This is a genomic window from Flavobacterium sp. B114r (genome assembly GCF_056824125.1).
In genome coordinates this window covers 4,447,491-4,471,428 of sequence record NZ_CP124858.1, presented here as the reverse complement: position 1 = coordinate 4,471,428, position 23,938 = coordinate 4,447,491, and the positions used below count along the sequence as shown (strand labels likewise).

Annotated in this window: 14 protein-coding genes; 4 read left to right on the top strand and 10 right to left on the bottom strand. The window is 35.0% G+C overall.

Annotation, left to right across the window (positions count from 1 at the left end; translation table 11 throughout):
• Nucleotides 1-38: 38 nt before the first annotated feature.
• The 9 genes from QLQ94_RS18790 to QLQ94_RS18750 all read right to left on the bottom strand — a co-directional run bounded on the left by QLQ94_RS18790 (nt 39) and on the right by QLQ94_RS18750 (nt 15,916).
• Nucleotides 39-1,217: a glycoside hydrolase family 88 protein gene (locus QLQ94_RS18790; protein ID WP_482498138.1), complete on the bottom strand. Its 1,179-nt coding sequence runs from the start codon at nt 1,215-1,217 to the stop codon at nt 39-41.
• A 179-nt stretch (nt 1,218-1,396) separates the two neighbouring features.
• Nucleotides 1,397-2,914 carry a RagB/SusD family nutrient uptake outer membrane protein gene (locus QLQ94_RS18785; RefSeq protein WP_271335937.1) on the bottom strand — a complete coding sequence of 506 codons (1,518 nt, stop codon included), beginning with the start codon at nt 2,912-2,914 and terminating at the stop codon, nt 1,397-1,399.
• A gap of 16 nt (nt 2,915-2,930) precedes the next feature.
• Nucleotides 2,931-5,933: a SusC/RagA family TonB-linked outer membrane protein gene (locus QLQ94_RS18780; RefSeq protein ID WP_427402473.1), complete on the bottom strand. Its 3,003-nt coding sequence runs from the start codon at nt 5,931-5,933 to the stop codon at nt 2,931-2,933.
• 213 nt (nt 5,934-6,146) lie between these two features.
• The gene (locus tag QLQ94_RS18775; RefSeq protein WP_482498135.1) at nt 6,147-10,238 is read right to left on the bottom strand and encodes a hybrid sensor histidine kinase/response regulator; all 4,092 of its coding nucleotides are present in this window, start codon (nt 10,236-10,238) and stop codon (nt 6,147-6,149) included.
• A 270-nt stretch (nt 10,239-10,508) separates the two neighbouring features.
• Nucleotides 10,509-12,146 (bottom strand): hypothetical protein, encoded by a 1,638-nt coding sequence (locus tag QLQ94_RS18770; protein ID WP_271335940.1) that lies wholly within the window; start codon nt 12,144-12,146, stop codon nt 10,509-10,511.
• Between the two features lie 353 nt (nt 12,147-12,499).
• Nucleotides 12,500-13,684, bottom strand: coding sequence for a mannonate dehydratase (gene uxuA, locus QLQ94_RS18765; protein WP_482498133.1), 1,185 nt, complete (start codon nt 13,682-13,684; stop codon nt 12,500-12,502).
• A gap of 179 nt (nt 13,685-13,863) precedes the next feature.
• Complete coding sequence (locus tag QLQ94_RS18760) at nt 13,864-14,676, bottom strand: SDR family oxidoreductase (protein WP_271335942.1); 813 nt, start codon at nt 14,674-14,676, stop codon at nt 13,864-13,866.
• 123 nt (nt 14,677-14,799) lie between these two features.
• Nucleotides 14,800-15,462 (bottom strand): bifunctional 4-hydroxy-2-oxoglutarate aldolase/2-dehydro-3-deoxy-phosphogluconate aldolase, encoded by a 663-nt coding sequence (locus QLQ94_RS18755; RefSeq protein ID WP_271335943.1) that lies wholly within the window; start codon nt 15,460-15,462, stop codon nt 14,800-14,802.
• A 4-nt stretch (nt 15,463-15,466) separates the two neighbouring features.
• Nucleotides 15,467-15,916 (bottom strand): NanQ anomerase/TabA/YiaL family protein, encoded by a 450-nt coding sequence (locus QLQ94_RS18750; protein WP_271335944.1) that lies wholly within the window; start codon nt 15,914-15,916, stop codon nt 15,467-15,469.
• 491 nt (nt 15,917-16,407) lie between these two features.
• Here QLQ94_RS18750 and QLQ94_RS18745 point away from each other — a divergent pair, with 491 nt between their 5' ends.
• Nucleotides 16,408-17,502 (top strand): LacI family DNA-binding transcriptional regulator, encoded by a 1,095-nt coding sequence (locus QLQ94_RS18745; RefSeq protein ID WP_482499992.1) that lies wholly within the window; start codon nt 16,408-16,410, stop codon nt 17,500-17,502.
• Between the two features lie 279 nt (nt 17,503-17,781).
• On the opposite strand, the gene QLQ94_RS18740 is transcribed toward QLQ94_RS18745, so the two are convergent.
• Nucleotides 17,782-18,951: a DUF4861 family protein gene (locus QLQ94_RS18740; protein ID WP_271335945.1), complete on the bottom strand. Its 1,170-nt coding sequence runs from the start codon at nt 18,949-18,951 to the stop codon at nt 17,782-17,784.
• A 162-nt stretch (nt 18,952-19,113) separates the two neighbouring features.
• On the opposite strand from QLQ94_RS18740, the gene QLQ94_RS18735 reads away from it, so the two are divergent.
• From QLQ94_RS18735 to QLQ94_RS18725, 3 genes are all read left to right on the top strand, one after another.
• Nucleotides 19,114-19,590 (top strand): NUDIX hydrolase, encoded by a 477-nt coding sequence (locus QLQ94_RS18735; protein WP_427401656.1) that lies wholly within the window; start codon nt 19,114-19,116, stop codon nt 19,588-19,590.
• 79 nt (nt 19,591-19,669) lie between these two features.
• On the top strand, nt 19,670-20,302 hold the full coding sequence (locus tag QLQ94_RS18730) for an HAD family hydrolase (RefSeq protein WP_271335947.1): 633 nt from the start codon (nt 19,670-19,672) through the stop codon (nt 20,300-20,302).
• A 557-nt stretch (nt 20,303-20,859) separates the two neighbouring features.
• The gene (locus QLQ94_RS18725) at nt 20,860-23,790 is read left to right on the top strand and encodes a triple tyrosine motif-containing protein (RefSeq protein ID WP_482498129.1); all 2,931 of its coding nucleotides are present in this window, start codon (nt 20,860-20,862) and stop codon (nt 23,788-23,790) included.
• Nucleotides 23,791-23,938: the final 148 nt, after the last annotated feature.

The window sequence follows — 23,938 nt, the reverse complement described above, 5'->3', positions numbered from 1 at the left end:
CTTTGTCGCTCTGTAACTCTGTACTTTTGGACCTCATTTTATTTTCTTCTTAATAATGCTTCCAGAAAATAATAGTCGGCATAGATTATAGGTTCGTCGATTTCATCGTGTTTTGGCCAGTTTCCTGTACTATGGTCGAATATAAAAGGCGCGTTTATTTTTGGGTCTAAAATGTATTTATCTGATTCTAAAGTCGCGATTACTTTATCTGCATAAGCCAGATACGTTTTGTTTTTAGTGTAACCGTACAATTCATACAAAGCAGAAGCCATAACTGTTGCAGCAGATACATCACGTGCCGAATTTGGAATAGCAGGATCTCTAAAATCCCAATATGGAATTCCGTCTTCTGGCAAATTTTTGTCTGTTATAAAAAATTGTGCAGTAGCCTCAGCTTGTTTCAAATACGCCGGATCTTTGGTATATCTGTACGACATTGTAAATCCGTAAACTGCCCAACCCTGACCACGTGCCCAAACCGAATCATCATTGTATCCCTGAAGCGTAGTTTTCTTTCTCACGGCTCCGGTTTTAGGATCGTAATCGATCACATGATAGCAGCTGTTATCTTCTCTAAATTGATTTTTCAAAGTGGTGTTGGCGTGCTGAATCGCAATATCCTGATACTTTTTATTACCGGATAGTTTTGTTGCTTCAAAAAGCAATTCGAGATTCATCATGTTATCAATAATTACAGGATAATCCCAAATTTCTTTGTTGAAATCCCAAGAACGGATTGCACCAACTTTTGCATCAAAACGAGTACATAAAGTCTCAGCACCTTTGGTGATAACGTCTTTGTATTCTTGTTTGTTTTCTACTTTTAAAGCTTCGCCATAACTGCAATATACTTTGAACCCTACGTCATGAGAATTTTTGTTTGCGCTTTCTTTTTTGCTGAAAGGAGTCCATTTTTCAGCTTGCTTTTTATATTCCGCATTACCTGTTAGTCGGTACAATTGCCAAAGATTTCCGGCAAAGAATCCGCTGGTCCAGTCTCTTGAAGGAACTTTTTTGATATCATTTGTTTTGATGGTCATACTTCTTGGCATCGACATCGAATCTACCGGATAATCGAGTAACATTTTGTATCGGGCTTCCAGAAGATCTTGTGCTGTTGCAGATGTATTTTTTGTTGTAGAATTAATCCCGGATTTGCACGCTGTTGCCAGCAGTGCAAACCCAAGAATTAAAGCAAAAAAACTAACTTTATTCATACTTATTAATTGTTTTAATTAAAAATTGAGAATTAAAAATTGACAATTCTTTTGTGATTTCTTCTCCATCAAGATGATAAAAAATGTGGATAAAATGGCATTAAAAATTAAACACATAGTGATTAGAATAATTACGATTTCATTTTTTTTTAATTTTTAATTCTCAATTTTTAATTTATTTAATATCCAGGGTTGTTCGGTTTTAAATTAGGATTGATCGCTAACTCAGTTCCCGGTAATGGGAATAAATAATCTTTTTCAGGATTAAAATTAGCGTGCGGCTCAAAACCATTCGGACCAAAAACCTCAGGACCGTTTTTCAATCTTTTGATATCGTACCATCTCACATATTCGAAAGCCAATTCTAATCTTCTTTCATCAATAACCATTTTTTTGAAATCAGCCTGAGATAATCCCGGTGTTACATTTGCAGGAAAAGAAACCAGTTTTCCGGCTTTGTTTCTGGCTCTTGCACGTACTCGGTTTACATAACTGTCAGCTTCTGTAGTTCCCGGAGTAATTTCGTTTAAGGCCTCAGCAGCAGTTAGCAGAACTTCGGCAAAACGCATGGTAATATAGTTGTGTTGAGAAGTTCTTCCGTTGGCACCTGCTTTTCCCGGAAAACGGAAATACTTTGCAATATGCGGACGTGGCGCTTTCTCGTTATCACTTGACGGGAAAATTTGTAAAGCTCCTCCGGGACCGGTTTTCTTTCTGATGATAGTATCAAAGCTTACCGCTCTTCTGTAATCTCTTTTGTCCCAGTCGTTAAATACTTTTAAAGAAGGAACAGCAACCGAAAATCCTTGTCCGTAACTGTAACTGTCATCTTTTAGGGAACCTGTAAAGAATGCCGTATAATCCTGACCGTAATTTCCTGAAACTAAATTGTTAAAGTCAATTGTAAACAAAGGTTCTTTGAGAGTCGACGCTTTTGTTGCATTGAACAAATCCTGAAAATCAGCATCTAAACCTAAGCCAAATTTGGCTTCGTTTGTAATAACAAATTTAGATTCTTCATACGCTTTTTGGTAATTTCCTAATGTCAGATAAACAGATGCCAAATAACCTGCCGCGGTACCTTTTCCGGGAACAGCTTTTACTTTAGGTTTATCCTCGAGCCATTGTTTTGCAAATTCTAAATCGGCAATGATTTTAGGATATATCTCTGCTTCTTTGGTTCTGCTTAATTTATCGACCTGAGAAACTTCGTTTACGGCGAAATCAATGTAGGGAACATCGCCAAAAATACGTACCAAATGATAGTATGTAAAAGCTCTCGTAAAATAAGCCTGAGCTACAATTGCATTAATTTTTGCAGGATCTCCCGGAGTTTTTTTAGCACCGGCTATTGCCTGATTTGCAGCTGCAATAATGATATACGATTGTGGCCAGAAGTTGGCAACAAGTGCATTGGTATCGTTCATATTCATATCGTTTACATCGATACGTGCAGCCTGAGTAGTTCTGTCGCCAATATCTGCCATGTCATCACGCAGCATTAGAGCGATTGTAAATTCTCTTCCCCAATAATTATTGTGGGCGATGTTGGCAAAACTTCCGTTTACAGCGGCCTGTAAGTCATCAGTATTTTTGAAGAAGTTTTCAGGACGAATAATTCCCACCGGATGTTCTTCTAAATCTGAACATCCAAAAGCGAATATTCCCAAGAAAAGAAAAGCTATATATTTTTTCATAACGTTATTTTTTAAACTAGAATTTTAAATTAAAACCAAAAGTGAAAGTTCTTACATTCGGGTAACTTCCATAATCCAATCCTAAATTGGTATTACTTCTGGAATTAGTATCATTTAAGTAATTTACCTCAGGATCAGAACCCGGATATTTGGTAATGGTCCATATGTTTTGTGCACTGATGTAGAAACGAACTTTACTTAATCCCATTTTTGAAACCACTTTGTCGTCTAAGCTATATCCGATAGAAACGTTTTTTAAACGGATGTAACTTGCATCATAAACAAATCTTGAGGTAACTCTTTTGGTTCTTGCTGCATTTATAGGCACGTTTGTATCTGTGTGAGTTGGTGTCCACGAATCCAGTACTTCTGTAGTGGCATTATTATTTCCTGAAGCCAGTTCCATTAAAGTATAATTTAAAATTTGGTTGCCTTCTGAACCTTGAAAGAAGATATTGACGTCGATGTTTTTATAAGTGAAATCATTATTCAATCCAAAAATGAAATCAGGATTTGGATTTCCGATAATTGTTTTATCGTTTGAATCTAATTTTCCGTCACCATTTACATCTTTGAATTTTTCTCCTCCGGCTATGGTTTCAAAATTCCCCGGAAGAACTGTTTCTCCCTGCTGAATCACACCATCATACACAAACCCGAAGAATGACCCAACTGGTTGTCCTACTCTTAAAATTTGAGAATCTGTAGCAAGGAAATGACCAGGTGTAGAGTTGATTAAAAGATCTTTGTTATCTGCCAATTTCAATATTTTGTTCTTGTTCGAAGAAATATTAAAACTCGTTGACCATGTAAAATCTGCCCCAATAAAGTTCTTGGTATTAATACCCAATTCCCAGCCTTTATTTTCTAATTCTCCAACGTTTTGAAGCTGAGAAGCAATTCCTGAAACTCCCGGTAAAGGTCTGTTGAACAAAAGATCTTTGGTAATTGTTTTATAATAATCAGCTGTAACGCTGATTCTGTTATCAAATAATCCTAAATCAATTCCGTAATCTTGCTGATAGGATGTTTCCCATTTCAAATTCGGATTGTTTATAGCAGTCAGTTGCACTGCATTTACAATAACGTCACCACTTACATCATACACTTCAGCAAATTTAGAAAGCGTAGAGTAGGCATCAATAGACGGATTTCCTGTTGCACCATAACTCGCTCTTAGTTTAAGATTAGAAACTGTTTTATTGTCTTTTAAGAAGTTTTCTTTGCTAATATTCCATCCAATTGCTCCGGAAGGAAAGGTTCCATATTTGTAGTTTTCACTAAAGCTAGAAGAACCATCACGACGCGCTGTAAATGTAAACAGGTATTTATCATCATAATCAAAATTCAACCTTCCAAAAGCAGAAATCAATTCTGTTTCAGACAAACTTGATTCCGGTTTCAGGTAAACCGTTCCGGCGCCTAAATTATGATAGGAATTACTATTTGTCAAAAATCCTCTTGAAGCAGCATAAGCACGCTCGTTTTTATTTTTTTGATAAGAGTACCCTCCAAGAACCGTAAGGATTCCCTTGTTGATAATTTCACGTTTAAACGTCAAATAATTTTCTGTAAGGAAAGAGGAAAATCTGGTATTGTTTATAGAAGCTTCTCCTTTGATATTTTTTCCTGCTATCAAAGTGGACGGAATATATCTTCCGGTTTGCGAATTATTATCGGTTAAACCTAAAGTAGTTTTAAAATTTAAGTCTTTAGTAATTTGATACGATGCAAAGAAATTACTTCTGTTTACGATTGAAATCGTTTCAAGAATATTTTCCATCGCCGTTGCATACGGGTTGTCAATATCATCACCAATTGGGGCTGTTGTAGTATAACTTCCGTCTGCATTATAAATTCCTTTGTCCGGCATAAATCGGTATGCTGATGCAATTACACCTGCAGCACCTGTTCCTCCGGCACCAGTCTGGCTGATAATCCCTTCTTTGTTTTGTTTGCTTTGAAATAAATTCAGTCCTACTTTAAACTTATCCGTTAAATCAGCTTCAAGGTTACTGACAATCGTATACTTATCGATACCGGAATTGATTACAACACCGTTTTGATTGAAATAGTTTCCGGAAACATAGTACCTGATTTTATCAGAACCTCCTGAGAATGATAATTGTGTGTTCGAAATCATTCCTTCGCGATAAATTACATCTTGCCAGTCTGTGTTAGCACCACCATCTGTATGTGTTGTAAAACTTTTTCTATAGGCTACAAATTGTTCCCCGTTTAATAAGTCTAATTTGTTGTTTACAGATTGTACTGAGGTTGAATTACTGAATTCAATGACCGGTTTTCCTGGTTTACCTTTTTTGGTCGTCACCATAATAACCCCGTTCGATCCTCTGGATCCGTAAATTGCCGTTGCTGATGCATCTTTTAGAACCTCGATAGAAGCAATATCACTTGGTTGCGGCATTGCTACTCCTGCAAAACCGTCAACAACAATAAGAGCGTCTCCGCTTGCGTTAATGGATGTTCCGCCACGAACCCTGATTTTTACAGGAGCTCCCGGTTCGCCACCATTATTTGATTGTACTGAAACACCCGCTGCACGACCTTGTAAAGCCTGCTCAGCACTTAATGTTGGGTATGCCGTTAATTCTTTTGCCGTTACAGAAGATACTGAACCGGTTATATCGCTCTTTTTACGGGTTCCGTAACCTACAACAATTACTTCGTCAAGATTTTTGGTATCCGGTTTTAAACTGACATTGACTACGGTTTTATTTCCCAACGGAATTTCAACTGTTTGAAATCCTACATAATTAAATACCAGGACAGCGTTTTTCTCTGAAACGATGACACTGTAGTTTCCATCCATATCCGCAGATCCTCCAACAGAAGTTCCTTTGATATAAACATTGGCACCAGGAAGTCCCATTAAGTCTTCGCTGGAAGTTACTTTTCCGGTGACTTTTCTCTCCTGTGCATTTACAACAATATTTACCAGTAAAAAAGCTACCAGCAAACACCATTTAAGCGATTTGAAATTTTGGTTTGTGAACATTCATTTTGGTTTTAGGTTAATGTTAGATAAAATAAAAAATCAATAAACTCATTCCTATTATGATTATTACAAATAGAATTTGCAGTAATATGAATTTGGTTTTTTTGACTTTCATAATGGCAAATGTAACAGTCGCAAACGATATAGAAATACAAAAAAGGGTATCTAAAAATACAGATACCCTTTTTTAATCCCTTTAAAATAACGAATTTCCTAAAAAACTACGGAAGATTTGAAAAACTTGTCAGCAAATTGTGTTGGTGTTTCTCCGTACTTTTTCTGGAAACATTTACTGAAGTATTTCGGATTATTGAAACCTACTTTATAACTAATTTCTGAAACGTTTAATTTATTTTGTTCTAATAATTGAGCCGCACGTTTTAATCTTATTTCGTGAATAAATTCGTTTGGCGTATAATTGGTCCAGGCTTTTATTTTTAGAAACAACATGGTACGGCTGACACCTAATTCTGTACAGAAAAGCGGAATATCGAATTGCTCGTTTGAAATATTCTCCTCGACAATTTTAAATGCTTTTTTCAATAGTTCTTCATCTAAAGATGAAACGGTAATTTCTGAAGGAATAAAACTATCCTCACTTGAAAATTTGTTTTTCAAACGTTCACTCGAATTCAGCAGGTTTTTAACGCGAAGTTTAAATTCAGTTAGATTAAAAGGTTTACTGATGTAATCATCGGCACCACTTTCTAATCCTTCAAATTTATAGACTAATGAAGTTCTTGATGTTAATAGAATAACGGGAATATGACTCGTTTTTAAATTTTCCTTGATTTTAGAACAAAGCTCAGTTCCTACCATTTCCGGCATAATAACATCGCTGATAATTAGATTTGGCAAATGCTGTAATGCTTTTTCAAAGGCAATTTTTCCGTTTTCGGCTTCAATAATATTGTAATCTTCTTTGAGTAAATTTTTCATAAAAGATCGCAGCACTTTATGATCTTCGACAATCAGAATGGTTTGCTTTTGGTCATTTACTACAAAATCACCAATATCTTCCGGTTCCGTTATTACAGTTGTTTCCAATTGTGCGGTATATTGATCGATATCATCACTAATTCTAAAATCGGTAATAATTTCGTTGTCTAAAAGATGCGCTCTGCCTAACGGAAGTATGACTTTAAAAACAACACCTTCAGTTTTTTTATTAGTAACATCAATATCTCCCTTGTGGAGTTTTACGATGTTTTTGACAATCGAAAGTCCAATTCCAGTCCCTTTATTATAATTTTTCTGGACGTTGTTGTGCATTGGGACTTCAAAAAACAGATCGAAAATTTTGTCAATATGTTCCGGTGCAATTCCTACTCCTGAATCTTCTATTACAATGAAAAGATGCTCATTGTCATGCGATATTTTAAGATGGATGTTTCCGCCTTTTGGAGTGTATCTAAAAGCATTTGAAATCAGATTATAAAAAACACGTTCTAATTTATAGCGATCAAAGTACACGAGAATTTCTTCTTCAGAAGATTCGAAAGTATAGTTATAGCCGCCATCTTTGGCATATTCTATAAAAGATAAAAAGATTTCTTTAGTAAATTTCACGATGTTTCCTTCAGCAGATTCCAGTTGTACCTGATGATTTTCGAGTTTCCTGAAATCCATTAAGCGGTTGATCAGACCTAAGAGATGATTGGCACTTCCTTCAATCACCAATAGTTTTTTATACATTTCATTCGTTCCGTTGTATTTGGATAAAATTTGTTGCAAAGGACCTAATATCAACGTTAATGGTGTTCTGAATTCATGAGAAATATTAGTGAAAAAATCCAGTTTAGCGAGATTATTTTCTTCAATTCGTTTGGTTTCCAGATATTCTAATTCCAGTTTTTGTTTCAGTCTGGCTTTTGATTTCATGATCCAGATCAAGCCGTACAATCCTAAACCAATTACGATTCCGTACAATAAAAACGCCCAGATACTGCGCCAGGGAGCTGGTTTTACGATAACAGTCAATGTTGTTGGTACTTTATTCCAAACGCCGTCATTGTTGGCGCCACGAACTTCAAAAGTATACGTTCCGGGGTTCTGAATGGCAAAAATAGCTTCGGTACTTTTGGTCGTCGTCCAGTTATTCTCTAATCCAACCAAACGATAGCTGTATTGATTGTTTTTGGATCGAATATAATTGGGAATTGCAAAATCTATGGAGAAATTTGCCTTATCATAATCCAATGTAATCGTTTTGGTATACCCAATGCTTTTTTCTAAAATCCCAATCGAATCATTAGGCTGAATGGTTAGGTTTTTAATTTTTAGATTAGTAATTAATACTTGTGGGGCATATCTGTTCAGCGAGATTTTCTTTGCATCGAAATAGGTTGCTCCGGAGGGACTTCCGAAATAGAATTTATTCGAATCAAGTTTTAAAGCTGCATTATCATTAAATTCATTACTCGCCAAACCATCTTTTTGATCGTATATCACAACGGTCTTTTGTGTTGTACTGTATTTTATAATTCCCTGATTGGTACTGATCCATAGGTTTTTATCATCATCTTCAAGAATAGAATGTATAGAGGTAATGACTGTGTTTCCTACTTTTAGATTTATTTTGTTGAATTTTTTTCCATCAAAATAATGCAAACCTTTTGCTTTTGTTCCCACCCAGATTTTCTTTTGCGTGTCCTGAAACAATGTCAGAATATCATCTCCTGATAAAGATGCCGAATCAAAGAAGTAATGTTGAATTGCATATTTATCCGGATTAAAATTGTTCAGTGGGATATAATTCAATCCATTTTGTGTTCCTACCCAAATGCCTTTTTTTTGATCGACCAAAATAGTACGGACAATTGTATTACTGAGATAATTGGCTTTTGTATTATCATTTTCGATAGTTTCAAAGGTTTTAGAAAGGGTGTTGTACCGAATAAGTCCTTTGCCAAAAGTACCAATCCAGATGATCTCATTTCCTTCTGCTTTGATAGAATAAACGCCGGATTCTTTTAGCAAAGCATTCAAATCCGGAGTAATTCTATTGTCCTCAATTCTTTTTGTAATGGTATTATAAGCCGATAATCCTTTTAGGAAAGTCCCAATCCATAAAATATCTCCCGAAAGACACATCGATTTAATATCATTTTTAACGGTTTGACCGCTTTTACTGTTGATGTAGCTTATTGCTTCGGTATTCTTATTGTAAATCGTAATTCCGCCACCTTCAGTTCCAAAATAAATATTGTGGTTTTTATCAGCTATAATAGAACTCACAACATCAAAACTCATTGGAATCTTTTTTGAATTCTGATTGTAATTGGAAAAATTCACATTCGAAATATCCCAAATATTAACGCCTTTGTAATAACAGCCAATCCATACAGAACCTTTTCGATCCATATAAACTGATTTTACTTTATCAATTCCGTTGCTGTTGTTGCTATTGTTTATTTTTTGAATGCTATTGTCTTTTCCTAAAATATAGATTCCGTCATAAGCTCCAATCCATAAAGAACCCTGACTGTCAATAGCCAAAGAGCGAATATCTGTATTGATTTCACGGTATTTATCATCAGGCAAAAAAGAAACAAAAGCATTAGATGTTTTGTCGAATTTCAAAAGACCTTTGTTTTTTGTTCCCACCCATAAATTTCCAGAAGCATCTTCAATAATCGCCTGAACGTTGAGAAGGTCAATATTGTTTAGCGGATAATTTTTAAAGGATAATTTTCCATTTTTTCGATCTGTAAGCTGGCATAAACCTTTGGTTGTACCAATCCAGATTTCTCCTTTTTTGGTTTTTAGAATGGTAATAATATTGTTGCTAGGAACTGTTTTAGTATCTGTATCTGAATGAAATACAGAGGTAAAAAGTTTTGTTTTTTTATTATAAACCGTTAATCCTTTTGAAGTACCAAACCACATTTCATTGCCAATTTCCTTAATCGACCAAATGGCATTGCTGCTTATGGTGTGATTGGTTTTGGTGTGTAGGAATCGGGTAAAATTGTTCGTTACAGGATCATAACAATTAAGTCCGTTGTAGGTCCCAACCCAGATTTTTCCTGTATTATCTTCTTCTATAGATAAAATATCATTGTTGCTGATCGAATGTTTATTGGTAACATCATTTCTGAAAATTGTGAATTTACTTCCGTCATATTTATTAAGTCCATCACGCGTACCAAACCACATCTGACCAAATTTATCCTGATGAATAGCAATGACAGAACTTTGCGAAAGCCCATCTGTAGTAGAGATATTTTTGAGACGATATTTATTTTGGGAAAATATATTTCCGAAAACAGATATGATTAGGAGTAAGGCTATTTTGTATTTCATAGCTTCAAGGTTTTGGCCACAAAGCCGCAAAGGCACAAAATTTTTTAAGTTTTATTTGTCATTTCGATAAAGGAGACCCGAGCGATAGCGAACAGAATCAAACACGAAACTCCGCATAGAAAATCGCCAATCTTTGTCGAATTACTATTGTGATTTCTCCTTCGTCGAAATGACAAACACTACGATTAATAGTTACTTACAAAACTTTGCGCCTTTGCGCCTTTGTGCGATTAATTTATTAAAAAAAACTTTGCGCCTTCGTGGCATAAATTACTTCAAGCGCCTTTGCAATTGATAATCATACAACGAAGGAATTTTATCCATTGGTGTATTTAGAAATTCAATATAAGGGTCAGGTTCATATTTCACTTCGAATTTGGCGTTGCCATTCACACCAATTATTCTTGCTAATGGTCCGTCTTTCATTCCATACAATAAAACTGGTTTTGTGATTTCGGCTGGTTTCTCCACCTGAACATTCAGGTTCCAAAATGTGCTGAATGGTCCGTGTGAAGGTTTCCAGTAATCAGCTCCACCACCGCCAAACAGGTAATAACTATTGTTTTTATCAGGTGTTATATGCACTGTTATATGATCGAATAAGTTTTGATGATTCGCCCCAGAATGCTGATCTAAAAGTGCATCAGCAAAAATCTCGCAATTCTGATACACATTTTTAGTAGCAAAAGTGTTGAAACTTAAAGGATGGACTGCTTTGTTATAGATTTTCAAATTTTTTACCAATACGTTATGCACGCCACCCAAAGTAACTGTATAATGTGCCATATGAGGCCCATCTGTGGTGATATCCTGAACAGTTACATTTGAGATTTCTTCGCCTAGAATTCCGCTATCAGCGTTGGTGATGGTAACATCCTTGACCCAGCTATTAAAAACACGTGTCAGAAATATGGCATTATTTCCCGGTTCGACATGATGTGCGACCCTTGGAATATCCGGAAAAGTAAAACGAAGATGTTCGATTCCAACTTCAGTCAAATGTTTCCATTCGACCAATTGCGCCTGATAACTTGGTTTTATCGCAATTGTCAAAGGTGTTTTAATCGTTATTTTTGAGTTTGAAATTTTAGTTATTTCAACCTGTTGCCTTACAATAGGCAGTTTTGGAAATTTCCAGTGATGAGAACCCGGTTTTACATTTGCGCCTTGATATAAATCCTTGATGATTTCGCCGTTTTCACCGTCTTTATTGAACAATTGCAATTCGACAATATCGCCAACTTTCAATCCTTTTAGATCAGAAACATTGATGGTATGTTCGCCCATATTTCCCGAGATCACTTTAGCCAAAGGATTTGAAACAGGTTCGTATTTATCAAGATATGATTTTACGCGCTCGCCGGGAATTTGCGTCCAGACGATTCCACCGGACCATGCGTATTGAGAAAAAGGCAAATCGACATTGTTTTCCGGTTCGCGTTGTCTTTTATCAAATGTGGTCAGATATTCCCTAAGTTCTGCTAACGATTCCGGATCTTTGAAATACATCATTGGTCTCGGGCAATAAATTTCTGTTCCTGTTTCGCCAGAACCTGCACCGCGAAGTACAAAATTGCTTCTTTGGATATACAAAAAATCACTCAGAATAATACGTCCGGCGGGTAATTGCAGGATTACATTTCCATCGACAGCATTTGCTGCTCTTACGGCTTTCAATAACGCTTTCGAATCATCAAGACCATCATTTGCTTTTACGCCATAATCTGTTGCGTTGATTATTTTTCCCTGAACTTCAGGAATGTTTTTTTCTCCAAAATGATAACCGGCATAACTAAAATCCGGTAAATAATTAGTTTTCTTGTCTGCTAGTATTTTAGGAGTTTGCTGTCCAAATACAATACTATTTACAAAAAGACTGCAACAGATCAGAATGGTTTGATGCTTCATGGTTTTGTGGTTATTTTGGTTAGTTAGTAGATTTGCGACTAAGACACAAGGTTTTTTTGTTTCACGCAGATGGTGCAGATTTAAGCAGATGCACGCAAATTTATTTACTTATTTTTTAATTAAATCTACCCAATCTGTTTCAATCTGTTTCAATCTGTTTCAATCTTTTTAAATCTGACTTTAGGATGAACCTTTCAACCTTTTAAAAGGGAGTGGCATTTAAAAAACAGCCACGAATTCATGAATTATTCTAATCAATTAAGCGCAATCATTCGTGAATTCGTGGCTAAAAACGTATCATCCGCGTCAAACAAAAACTTCGTGTCTTAGTGTCTTCATGGCAAAAAAAACTATTATAGCGATTTCTTAATTCCCATTTCAAGGCCTCTTAATTCAGCTAAACCTCTTAAACGGCCAATAGCTGAATATCCCGGATTGGTCTTTTTATTCAAATCATCCAGCATTTGGTGTCCGTGATCAGGGCGCATTGGCAAATGGCTGTTATTTCTTTTTTCGACTTCAATAATTGCTTTCACCACTTCGTACATGTCAACATCGCCTTCAAGGTGATTGGCTTCGTAAAAGCTTCCTTCTGCATCTCTTTCGGTACTTCTTAGGTGAATAAAGTTCATTTTATCACCGTGACGCCTTACGATTCCCGGTAAATCATTATCAGCTCTTACACCATAAGAACCAGTACACATTGTGAATCCGTTTGATTGTGATTCAGCGGCAGCCATTAGTTCAATTAAATCTTCTTCGGTACTTACAACTCTTGGCAAACCTAAAATAGGGTAGGGAGGATCGTCAGGATGAATCGCCATCAGAACTCCTTTACTCTCGGCAACGGGAATAATTTCTTTTAGAAAGAAGAATAGATTTTCCTTCAGTGCTTTTCTGTCAATATGATTGTAGCCGCTTAAAGTAATCAGGAATTCTTCTACAGAATACGCCTCTTCAGCACCTGGAAGTCCAGCCAGAATGTTTTGCTGTAATTTTACTTTATCAGCAGCTGTCATGGCTTCGAAATAGGTTTTTGCTTTCTGAATTTGTGTTTCAGAATATTCTTTTTCTGCTCCCGGTCTTTTTAAAATATACAATTCAAAAGCCGCAAAAGCATTAATATCAAAACGAAGGGCTTTTGTTCCGTCTGCTGTTTCATAAGCCAGATCAGTTCTGGACCAATCTAAGACCGGCATGAAATTATAACAAATGCATTTTATACCGCATAAAGCCAGATTCCGAATACTTTCTTTGTAGTTCTCAATATATTGAAGGTAATTTCCGGTTTGTTTCTTAATGTCTTCATGAACGGGAATACTTTCTACAACTGACCATGTTAAGCCTGATGCACCTTTTTTAGGATCGCCATTTTCATGTTCGATTTCAACTTTTCGTTTAATAATCTCTTGGATATCCCAAACTTGCCCGTTCGGAATGTGGTGTAATGCGGTTACAATTCCGGTTGCTCCGGTTTGCTTAATATCTTGTAAAGAAACCGGATCGTTTGGGCCGAACCATCTTAACGTTTGTTCCATTTTTATTTATTTTTTTATTTACCTGTAAGATTTTTATAACCCTACGGATATTATTATTAGTTAATGTTTAGGAGCTGTTTCCCGCTATCTGTTTCAAACGGAGTTTACTGAACTCCACTCAGCCTGATAATACAATATGAGCCATCAAAGAATCGAAATGTCTCTGTAAAATAGAATCTTTAAATACTTGTAGCGGCAAATCCTCCGTCTACTTTTAAGATAGTTCCTGTAACAAATTTTGACATGTCGCTGCATAAAAATAAAAGCGCTCCATCGATATCTTCCGGTGTTCCAAATCTTCCCATTGGCGTATGCTCGATGATTTTTTCGCCTCTTGGTGTAAGTTTTCCTTCCGGAGTCAGCAATAAAGCACGGTTTTGCTCTCCTATAAAAAATCCCGGAGAAATAGCATTTACACGAATTCCTTCGCCATATTTAGAAGCCAGTTCAACAGAGAGCCATTGTGTGAAATTATCAATTGCAGCTTTAGAAGCTGAATATCCCACAACTCTTGTTAAAGGCCGTTGTGCTGATGCTGATGATATGTTGATAATGTTTCCTGATTTTTGTTTGGCAAAAAGTTCCGCAAATACTTGCGATGGCAACATTGTACCTATAATATTCAAGTCGACTACTTTTTGTAAATCATCCACTTTCATATCATAAATTGCCTGATCCGGACTAATTGTCGCTCCAGGCATATTTCCGCCCGCGGCATTGATTAAAATATCCAGACGGCCGTATTTTTCTACGATAAAATCTTTTGCTTTTTCCAGTTCTTCTTTATTCAGGACATTTGCCTGAATCGCAAAAGCTTTTCCGCCATTTTTTTCTATTGTTTCGACCGTTTTATTGGCTTTTTCAATCGATTGAGAAACAATGCCAATAGTAACGCCTTGTTTTGCCAAAACGTTTGCAAAGTTGCTTCCTAATACACCTGCACCACCTGTAATGAGTGCAATTTTTCCTTTTAGATTAAATATTGAATCCATATTGAATTTTATGATTATTATAATTTTCTAACAGATAAAGAGATTATTTTAAATCTTAAAAAGATAAGATTGATATAAAAACAATGCTTGTATGTGCAGAATTTAAATTTTACTCAGAGTTAATTACTTTCTTATTGTCCCGACAATTTCCAGCATTTTTTTAGTTTCATTTTCGATTATGTCGTAATCCTGTTCATCCATGCGCTTTTTACTAATTAGTTTGCTTCCTAATCCAACAGCAGAAGCTCCGGCAGAAAACCAACTCTCAATGCTTGCATGCGTAGTTTCTACACCGCCGGTTGTCATAAAAACCAATGATGGGAAGATATCTTTTATACTGCTTAAAAATTCCGTGCCTAAAATATTTCCAGGAAAAAGCTTGACAAGTTTTATTCCGGTATTTTCGGCTGCGATGATTTCTGTAGGCGTCATGCAACCGGGAGCATACAGCACTTCTTTACTCTTTAAGAAATCAGCTACTTCAGGTACAAGACCCGGGCTGATAAAAAAGTCAGCTTCTGCGGCATGAAATTCCCTGGCCTGTTCCAGATTTTTAATAGTTCCGATGCCTAATAGCATGCCCGGAAGTTCAGTATTTCGGGCCTTAACCATTTTTTTGAAGTTGGATAAAGCTTCAGAACCTCTGTTGGTATATTCTACTGCTCTGATTCCTGCTTTGTAAAGCGTTTTTAAAACCTCAATACTAATGTTTTCGTCTGTGTTAAAATACAACGGAAGTATTCCTTGTTTTGCAATAACATCAATACTGTTTTGAATACTGCTCATAACTTTAGATTTTTACTTTAATAACAATTTTTTTGATTGTTCCTTCGCCTATCATGGCAGCATGAACATCATCGGGAAATAAAATGGCAAACTGTTTTTCCTGTAACTCAAAAAACATATCAGGTTTGTCGTAAAAAAAACGAACATCTCTTTTGTCGCTGTAATCCCCGTTGGGACTGATACATTTTTCTCTAGGTTTCCAGGCAAAAGTTTCCGGTCCTATTATCGAAATCTGAATGTCAATATTTTTATCATGACATTCAAAACCCTTTATGCTTTCTTCCTTAGTTGCGCCTTCGCCAACAATTACAATTACTTTTAATCCTTCTGCAATTTCAAAAGCTCCTTCTTCGAGAGTACTAATATCAGTTTGCTGAACATAATCAAATGCTTTTTTGAAATTAGGATGAAGGCTGAAATATTTTGCAGCGTTTTGTAATGAATCTACAATCATTTTATTTGGTTTTATGTTTTTATTCTTTTGTGTTTTTTATGCGCTAAAATTTGTTTTTATCTTATAAATCTGTCGGGATAATGATCCTCTGAAATTACTTTGTCTTCAATTAAAAATATTTAAGTATTACTTTATATAATGTATGTCAACTATCTGGTGTTTAAATATAATAAGGCATAATGTTAGTACGATTCAAAAATTAAATCATTTTCGTTTTTATAGTACTGAGAATGTTTGTTTTGTAATTTTATTTTACTTATATAATCTCTTTATATAAGTAGTTTCAACTCGCTGTTAAATAACTGTTTGATTTGTGTTTCTGTACTATTTATTGCTTTCTTGTTTTTATTTCAAATGCATATAAATCCCTCAAAAGCGAAAAACTAAATAATTTTTCTTTTAAGTTGTGATTTTTTAGCACACATGTGTATATTTGCGTGTACGCACACGGGCTTTTACAAATGTATATAAAAAGTTAGGTAAAACAACTTATATTTGATAAAAAAAATAATAATTTCGAGAGGTTTAAAGAATCATTTAACTTAAAAATAATCAATATCATAACGATAAAAAAAATTGCCGAACTTGCTAAGGTTTCTCCGGGAACAGTTGACAGAATTATCCATAATCGCGGGCAGGTTGCTCAGGAAAATGTAGATAAGGTAAATGCTATTATAGAAGAATACGGTTACAAACGAAATATCCTGGCAAGCAATCTTGCGTTGAACAAAAAGTTTCATTTTGCAGTATTTCTACCGCAATATGAAAATCTGGAATATTGGAAAAGTCAAATTGCAGGAATAGAAAAAGCCGCAATTGAATTTAGTAAATTTGGAGTTGTACTGGATTATTTCTTTTATGATTTTAATATTGTTTCGTTTAAGGAGTCTGTTCTCAAAGTATTAGAATTTGAATGCGACGGATTATTGTTTGCGCCTATTTTTTATGAAGAATCGGTTCGTTTTCTAAAGGAATATGAAAAGAAAAATATTCCGGTTGTCATGATCGATTCGAATATTTCTAATAATGATGAACATGCCTATGTTGGTCAGGATGCTTTTCAGAGTGGTTATCTGGCGGGAAGACTTATTAGTTTTGCGGTAAAGAATGAAAGGCAAATTTTGATTTTTAAAATTACCAGAGAAATAGAAAGTACTTCAGTCTATTTGCAGCGCATTGATGGGTTTTATTCGTTTTTTAAGGATCACGAAGAACTTCAAAATTTTAAATTCTCAGAAGTTACCATAAAAGATTCCGGAATCGATCAATTGAATCTGGAAATGTTTTCCGGAATAAATAGCGTTTTTGTTCCTAATTCGCGGGCATATATTGTCGCCAGATTTTTAGAACAAAATAACATAAAAGGCGTCCGGATTATTGGTTATGATTTATTAATAGAGAATATTGAATATCTTAATAAAGGTGTAATTGATTTCTTAATTAATCAACGACCGGAAGAGCAGGGGTATATGGGAATTAATCATTTGTATAAAAAATTGGTCTTGCAGGAAGCTGTAGACAATACACATTATATTCCGCTGGAAATTATTTTGAAAGAGAATTATTTTCCTGCGCGAAAATCTTAATAGTTGGCCTACGGATTTGCGCGGATTTTTTATCATTATTATAATAGTAAACCCGACAGGTTTTTAAACCTGTCGGGTTTGTTTGTTTAGATTTACACGTAAAGTTTATCATTTCTAGGAACTAGAAATCGCACTAGAAATTCGACAAAGATTGATCCGTTTCTTTGTCAAATTTCTAGTGCGATCCTTCCTTTGTCAAGATGACAAGATGATTGAGTACAAAAAATAAAAACCAGCGAAAATCCGTTCAAATCCGTCTAATCCGCGGGTAATAAGAATCTATTTCTTCACCTTAACAATCAACGGACTATTTATCTTCTGAGCAAACGAACTTAAATAATTTTCCCATTCTTGTTTCGTTTGAAACGGGCTTCCTTTTTTCCATCCAAAACCAACATAGTAAAGTGCTTTATTATTTTTTACCTGAATATTTCCGTATAGATTACTCAAGTCTTTTTCGTTTGTAATGTGATTATCAAAACTCGTCAAAGTATTTTTTGGCGCCACGATTCCCATACCAATTTCCGAATCATCGATTGGTTCCCAATAGCTTAACCAGCCTTCTTTTATATTGGTTCCAATTGTTCCTTTTTTATCGTGAAGCGTTATTCCGGCGGCAATAGATTTTGTTCCTGTAATGTTGATTTCAAAACGGGAAAGATAACTTCCGTAGTCCAGACTGATAAGTTTTGATTCGGTTATTTTGTTTCCTTTTGCATCCCAATCGGCATAAGTCAGGATAAAACTCGTTCTGATAGGTCCTGTGGTGATGGTTTTCCAATTGGTAAAATTCTTAGAGAAATAGTATTTATCATCGACTTTTACGGCAATTCCACCCACACCACGGCTGTCGCCTACATGAAAATTATCTAAACCTTCACCGGTATCTTTATGGTAAGTTCCGGTTCCGTTAGTTGCTTTTTCGTACCATTTATTGATAATTGGGTATTCGACTCTTTTTAGCCAGGCATCGATTCCGCTCGTTAAAGTTCCTCCGGCAACCTTGTCTTCGACCATTTTTTGCGCTACAGGCCCGTAAGTTCTAAAGGCAACTTTATTATTTTCCCAGGCATAATCGTCCGTGCGTTCCGGAACAAATCTCGAATAACAACTAATTGTTGTTTCTTTTGATGGATTTTCGGTAACTAGAACCTGAAAATCTTTATTTGAGGATGCTTTTATTTTGGGCTGAAAGAGTAATACATCCATTGTTCCGTCGCCATCAATGTCTACAGTTTGTGTCGTTATAAATGCATTCGTTCCAATCTCTTTTATTGCATAATTTTCGAGTTTGACAGAAGCGGGTAATCCCAGCGATTTTTTAGATAATTCTATTGTTTCGAATTCACGATCTATAGGAAGAGAGTTCGTTACGGTAATGATTTTATTTTGTGAATGCATGGCAAAACTGCTGGCCAGGATTGCGGTAAGTAAAATATGTTTTTTCAAAATAATACTGTTTTAGTTTTGATTTCTATGACATTTATGAATTTTTAAATTTACAAATCAAATTTTAAACTGAAGTACATAAAAGGTATAAATATGTACAGAAGTCTGAGAACGAATGTATTGTTGGTTATCTTTACAAGATCAATTCTAATAGCTCTCCAGATGAAACAAAGTGCCGGAATCCTTCTTTATAAATTCACAGATAAGACAATATTCTTTTTGCTGGTTCATCCTGGTGGTCCATTTTGGAAGAATAAAGATCTGGAAAGCTGGTCGATTCCTAAAGGAGAATTTACAAGTGATGAAGATCCGCTTGAAGGTGCAAAGAGAGAATTTCAGGAAGAAACCGGTTTTGAATTGGAAGTTGACTCAGAAGCTGATTTTATTGCGCTTCATCCTGTAAAACTCAAATCTGGCAAAACAATTTTTGCATGGGCATTAGAATTCGATATTGATGTGACGTTGGTAAAAAGTAATGAATTCGAAATGGAATGGCCGCCCAAGTCTGGAAAACTACAATCGTTTCCTGAAATTGACAAAGCCGAATGGTTTCAAACCGAAAACGCTTTGAAAAAGATAAATCCTGCACAGGCTGATTTTATTGTTCAGATAATTTCAAAAATCAGCTCTTCTCTGTAAAAGATGCATTGGCTTAAAGAATAATTTTGTAATTTACATTTCCGGTCAAAACGGATCATTAAAAATGTAAATAAAGAATATGGAAGTTAAGTGTATTATTTTCGATTGTGATGGAGTTCTTGTAGATACTGAAAAAATTGGTAACGGAATTTTACTTTCAATGGCAGCACAATATGGTTTTGAAATGAAATTAGAAGATGCCTATCGTGACTTTAACGGTAGAAATTTAAAAGAATGTTTTTCGCATATTGAAACTGCAATTGGCAAAAATCTTCCCGATAGTTTTGAGCGTGAGTATCGTGAAAAAAGTTTTGAAGCTTTCAAAACACAAGTTAAACCGATGGAGGGTATCGTTGAATTTCTGAATAAATTGAAAATCCCATATTGTGTTGCCTCGAGTGGTCCTGTCGATAAAATTCGTTTAAATCTTGAAGTAGCAGGTTTGTTGGATAAATTCGAGGATAAAATATTCAGTTCGTACCAAATTAAAAGCTGGAAACCGGAACCCGGGATTTTTCTTCATGCTGCAAAAGAAATGGGTTTTGAGGTTAAGGATTGTATTGTAATAGAAGACAGCAAAGCCGGAGTGATAGCCGGAATTCAAGGCGGATTCAAAGTCTATGGTTTTGCAAATGGATTCAATAACGAAGACTTAGAAAAAGAAGGAGCAGAGCTTTTTAGTAGTTATGAGGAGTTAGCTGAGATTATTTAGTTTTCAGTCTTTTTGTTTGTTATAATGAGAGATTTACGCAGTACGGGTAAACCCGACAGGTTTTAAAAACCTGTCGGGTTTGATATTTGTTCAGGTTAGGTTCAAAGATGATTTAGTCTCAAATTTTAGTTCGATATTTTAATATACCTAACAGGTTTTGCAAACTTGTTAGGATACGCGTAACAATTACCTAACAGTTTTTAAAAACCTGAGATTTGACATTTGTTTAAGGTTCATGCTAGCTTTGTCAAAGTTCAAAACTTTGACAAAGCTTTTGTCTTTTAATAAAATCAAATTGCTACATTATCTAATTATTTTTATACTCTTTTTCTCATTGTCAAAATCTCTAATTTTAATGTAATTTGTTACATTAAAAAAAAATTTTATATATTTGATTGTAGCGATTCATTTTTTTTAATGCTTTTAATTATCAAATTATAATTTTAAAAGTATTGTTTAAATTGTTTCTCTATGCTTAGAAATGCCTTTTCCCAAAAGGGGCATTTTTAAGATTGTAGTTGTCAAAAGCTACAACTAACCTACAGACAGAAACAAAAATGACCAAATTTGCACTTAGAATTTTAGTTCTATTCATTTCCCTTTTGTATCCAATTGTTAATGCCCAAATTAAAAAAATTGGAGTTCCGTTTATCAGCAATTATAATTCAAAAACGTATAAAGCCGCTTCAGAGAATTGGGATCTTTTGCAAGATTCTAAAGGCATGATGTTTTTTGCCAATCATTTTGGAATTATGCAATTTGACGGTGTGAGATGGGGTATTGTCGCCCAGCCGGAGAATAGAAGCATGGTTCGTTCTCTGGCGATTGATAAAAACGATAAAATGTATGTAGGTGCTCAGGGTGAAGTAGGCTATACAGTTCAATTACCAAACGGACAATACAAATATACTTCTCTGGTAAGATTACTGCCGGATTCAGCTAGAAATTTTGGAGATGTTCTGCATACCGTTATTCGTAATAATGAAGTTGTTTTTTTTTCTAATGAAGAGCTATTTATTTATAAAAATAATAAAATTAATGTAATACGGTCCGAAGCAAAGTTTGATGATTTTTTTGAGGTCAACAAAGAGATTTATGTTTCAGATAATGCAAAAGGTTTGCTGAAATTAGAAAATGATGCTTTAGTTGAAATTCCAAACAGTAAAGAATTTATCGGAATGAAGATTAGAAAAATCTTTGAAACCAAAGATGGTTTGATCCTATTGACGCAAAAGCAAGGTTTGTTTGTATGTAAAAACAATCAGTTAAAACCTTTTGTAACCGAAGCTGATCATTTATTGAAACAGAATCAGATCTCAACGGGAGTTTTGCTTTCCGGTGGATATTTCGCAATAGGAACACGTCAAACGGGGTTGATAGTTATTGATAGTAAAGGAAATTTAATTCAGCATATTAATAAACAGGCAGGATTACAAAACGATTATGTGACTAATCTTAAGACTGATAGAGAAGGTAATTTGTGGGTTACACTTAAAGAAGGGATTTCGATGGTTCAGATTGCTTCTCCTTTATCAAAAATATTGGATGCATCAAATTCTGAAAGCAAAATATATTGTAGTCAGATTTATCAAAATAAATTATATATCGCTACAGATAATGGTGTTTTTTGGCTGGATTGGAATGCCTACAAAAATGGTCAGCATCACAATGTAAACTTTCAACATATATCGGGAATGTCTGAAAACGTTTGGAATATTGGTGTTTTTGGCAATTCTCTATTGGCTTTCGAGAAAAACGGAGTCTTCGAAATCTCGGGTAATTCGGCAAAATTATTAGCCAAAACTGATGGCGCATGGCAAGGGGTAGTTATTGCGAATCATCCTGATTTGTTGCTTGTTGGCGGTTATAACGGATTATATTTATTAAAACAGATTAATAATTCCTGGGTTTATCAGCATAAGATAAAAGGTTTTGAGGAAAGCAGCAGGGTAATTGTCACTGATAAAGACGAGAACATTTGGATTGCACATGGGTATAAAGGAATCTTCAAAATGAGACTGAATAAAACATTTGATACCGTTTTGAATCTTCAATTTTACAATGATAAAAATGGTTTTCCGTCGAGTTTGTTTTTGAATAATTTCAAGATCAATAACCAGATTCTTTTTGGAACCACCAAAGGTATTTACAAACAAGATGCTCATTCGAAGAAAATGGTTCCTGATGTTAGTTTCAAAAAATATCTTGGACAGGAAAGCCATATTCGTTTGCTTAAAGAAGATCATCAAAACAATATCTGGTACATTTCAGGGGAGAATACCGGAAAAATGAGCCAGAAACCGGGGGGAAGTTTTACTAAAGAAGAATTGCCTTTTCGAAAGCTGCGGTATTTATATATTCCGGGTTTCGAAAATATTCAGACTACCGCAAACGGAGATGTGTTTTTTGGAACACAAGAGGGTTTGATTCATTATAATTCTACTAAAAACAAGAAATATGAATCGAAGTATAAGGCAGTTATTTCTGAGGTTAAATGTATTTTTCCTAAAGATAGTTTATTGTTTTCAAGCCGATACGATGTACTTTCAACGAAAACGGAACAGACCAATAATACACTTTCACCAGTTTTGTCCTATTCGAATAATGCTTTGCACTTTTCGTTTGCATCACTTTGTTATGATCAGCCTGATGCTACAAAATATGAATATTGGCTTGAAGGTTTTGAACCTAAATGGTCTGATTGGAATCTTCAGACTGAAAAAGAATATACCAATTTGCCGGAGAACCAATATGTTTTTCATGTAAGGGCAAAGAATATTTATGATGTCGTTAGCGAGCAGGCTACTTTCAAATTTGAAATTCTGCCGCCCTGGTACAGAACAACCTGGGCTTATATCTTGTATTTGATCCTTTTTGGCGTTTTAATTTATACGATTATTAAATACCAAAAGAATGTTGCAGAACGTGATCGCGAACAATTGATTCTGAATCAGGAAAAGGAATTGCTTAGAAATCGAGCCGAATTAAACGAGCAAAAATTGGCTTTGGAACAAGAAAATATGGCCATTATGAAGGAAAATCTGGAAACAACTATTAATGCTAAAAATGCCAAAGTTGCTTCGAATACCGTAAATCTGATTCATTTAAATGAAATTCTGCTTTCTATAAAAGATCTTATTGGTCAGATTGATAAGAAAAATGATTTCAATACTAATTTTGGTTTACTCAAGAAAATTAACAGGATCATTGATCATGAATTACAAGGAGATCAGCACTGGAAAGAGTTTGAGGAGATTTTTAATCAGCTTCATGATAATTTTATGCAACGTCTAAAAACGAGTTTTCCTGAACTGACTCCGCGCGATATGCGATTGTGTGCTTATTTGCGAATGAACTTTAATACCAAAGAAATTGCACCGCTTTTAGGGATTTCTGTTCGTGGCGTAGAAGATACGAGGTATCGTATTCGCAAAAAATTACAGCTTTCATCTGAGGCAAATATTACAGCGTTTATTTTGAATTTTTAAAGTATAATTTTTTAACCAAATAGAAACATTGGCTATTTTGAAATTGAAAAAAGAGAATAAAAAGAAACTAGTTCTCACACATAGCTAGTGGCTTAAATTTTTTCACGCAGATTTTAAAAAGATTTAAGCAGATACACACAGATAATTA

What these genes read in the sequence shown, in the direction of transcription:
- QLQ94_RS18790 (WP_482498138.1), bottom strand. Translation starts at nt 1,217, where the DNA reads ATGAATAAAGTTAGTTTTTTTGCTTTAATTCTTGGGTTTGCACTGCTG.
- QLQ94_RS18785 (WP_271335937.1), bottom strand. Translation starts at nt 2,914, where the DNA reads ATGAAAAAATATATAGCTTTTCTTTTCTTGGGAATATTCGCTTTTGGA.
- QLQ94_RS18780 (WP_427402473.1), bottom strand. Translation starts at nt 5,933, where the DNA reads ATGTTCACAAACCAAAATTTCAAATCGCTTAAATGGTGTTTGCTGGTA.
- QLQ94_RS18775 (WP_482498135.1), bottom strand. Translation starts at nt 10,238, where the DNA reads ATGAAATACAAAATAGCCTTACTCCTAATCATATCTGTTTTCGGAAAT.
- QLQ94_RS18770 (WP_271335940.1), bottom strand. Translation starts at nt 12,146, where the DNA reads ATGAAGCATCAAACCATTCTGATCTGTTGCAGTCTTTTTGTAAATAGT.
- uxuA (WP_482498133.1), bottom strand. Translation starts at nt 13,684, where the DNA reads ATGGAACAAACGTTAAGATGGTTCGGCCCAAACGATCCGGTTTCTTTA.
- QLQ94_RS18760 (WP_271335942.1), bottom strand. Translation starts at nt 14,676, where the DNA reads ATGGATTCAATATTTAATCTAAAAGGAAAAATTGCACTCATTACAGGT.
- QLQ94_RS18755 (WP_271335943.1), bottom strand. Translation starts at nt 15,462, where the DNA reads ATGAGCAGTATTCAAAACAGTATTGATGTTATTGCAAAACAAGGAATA.
- QLQ94_RS18750 (WP_271335944.1), bottom strand. Translation starts at nt 15,916, where the DNA reads ATGATTGTAGATTCATTACAAAACGCTGCAAAATATTTCAGCCTTCAT.
- QLQ94_RS18735 (WP_427401656.1), top strand. Translation starts at nt 19,114, where the DNA reads ATGAAACAAAGTGCCGGAATCCTTCTTTATAAATTCACAGATAAGACA.
- QLQ94_RS18730 (WP_271335947.1), top strand. Translation starts at nt 19,670, where the DNA reads ATGGAAGTTAAGTGTATTATTTTCGATTGTGATGGAGTTCTTGTAGAT.
- QLQ94_RS18725 (WP_482498129.1), top strand. Translation starts at nt 20,860, where the DNA reads ATGACCAAATTTGCACTTAGAATTTTAGTTCTATTCATTTCCCTTTTG.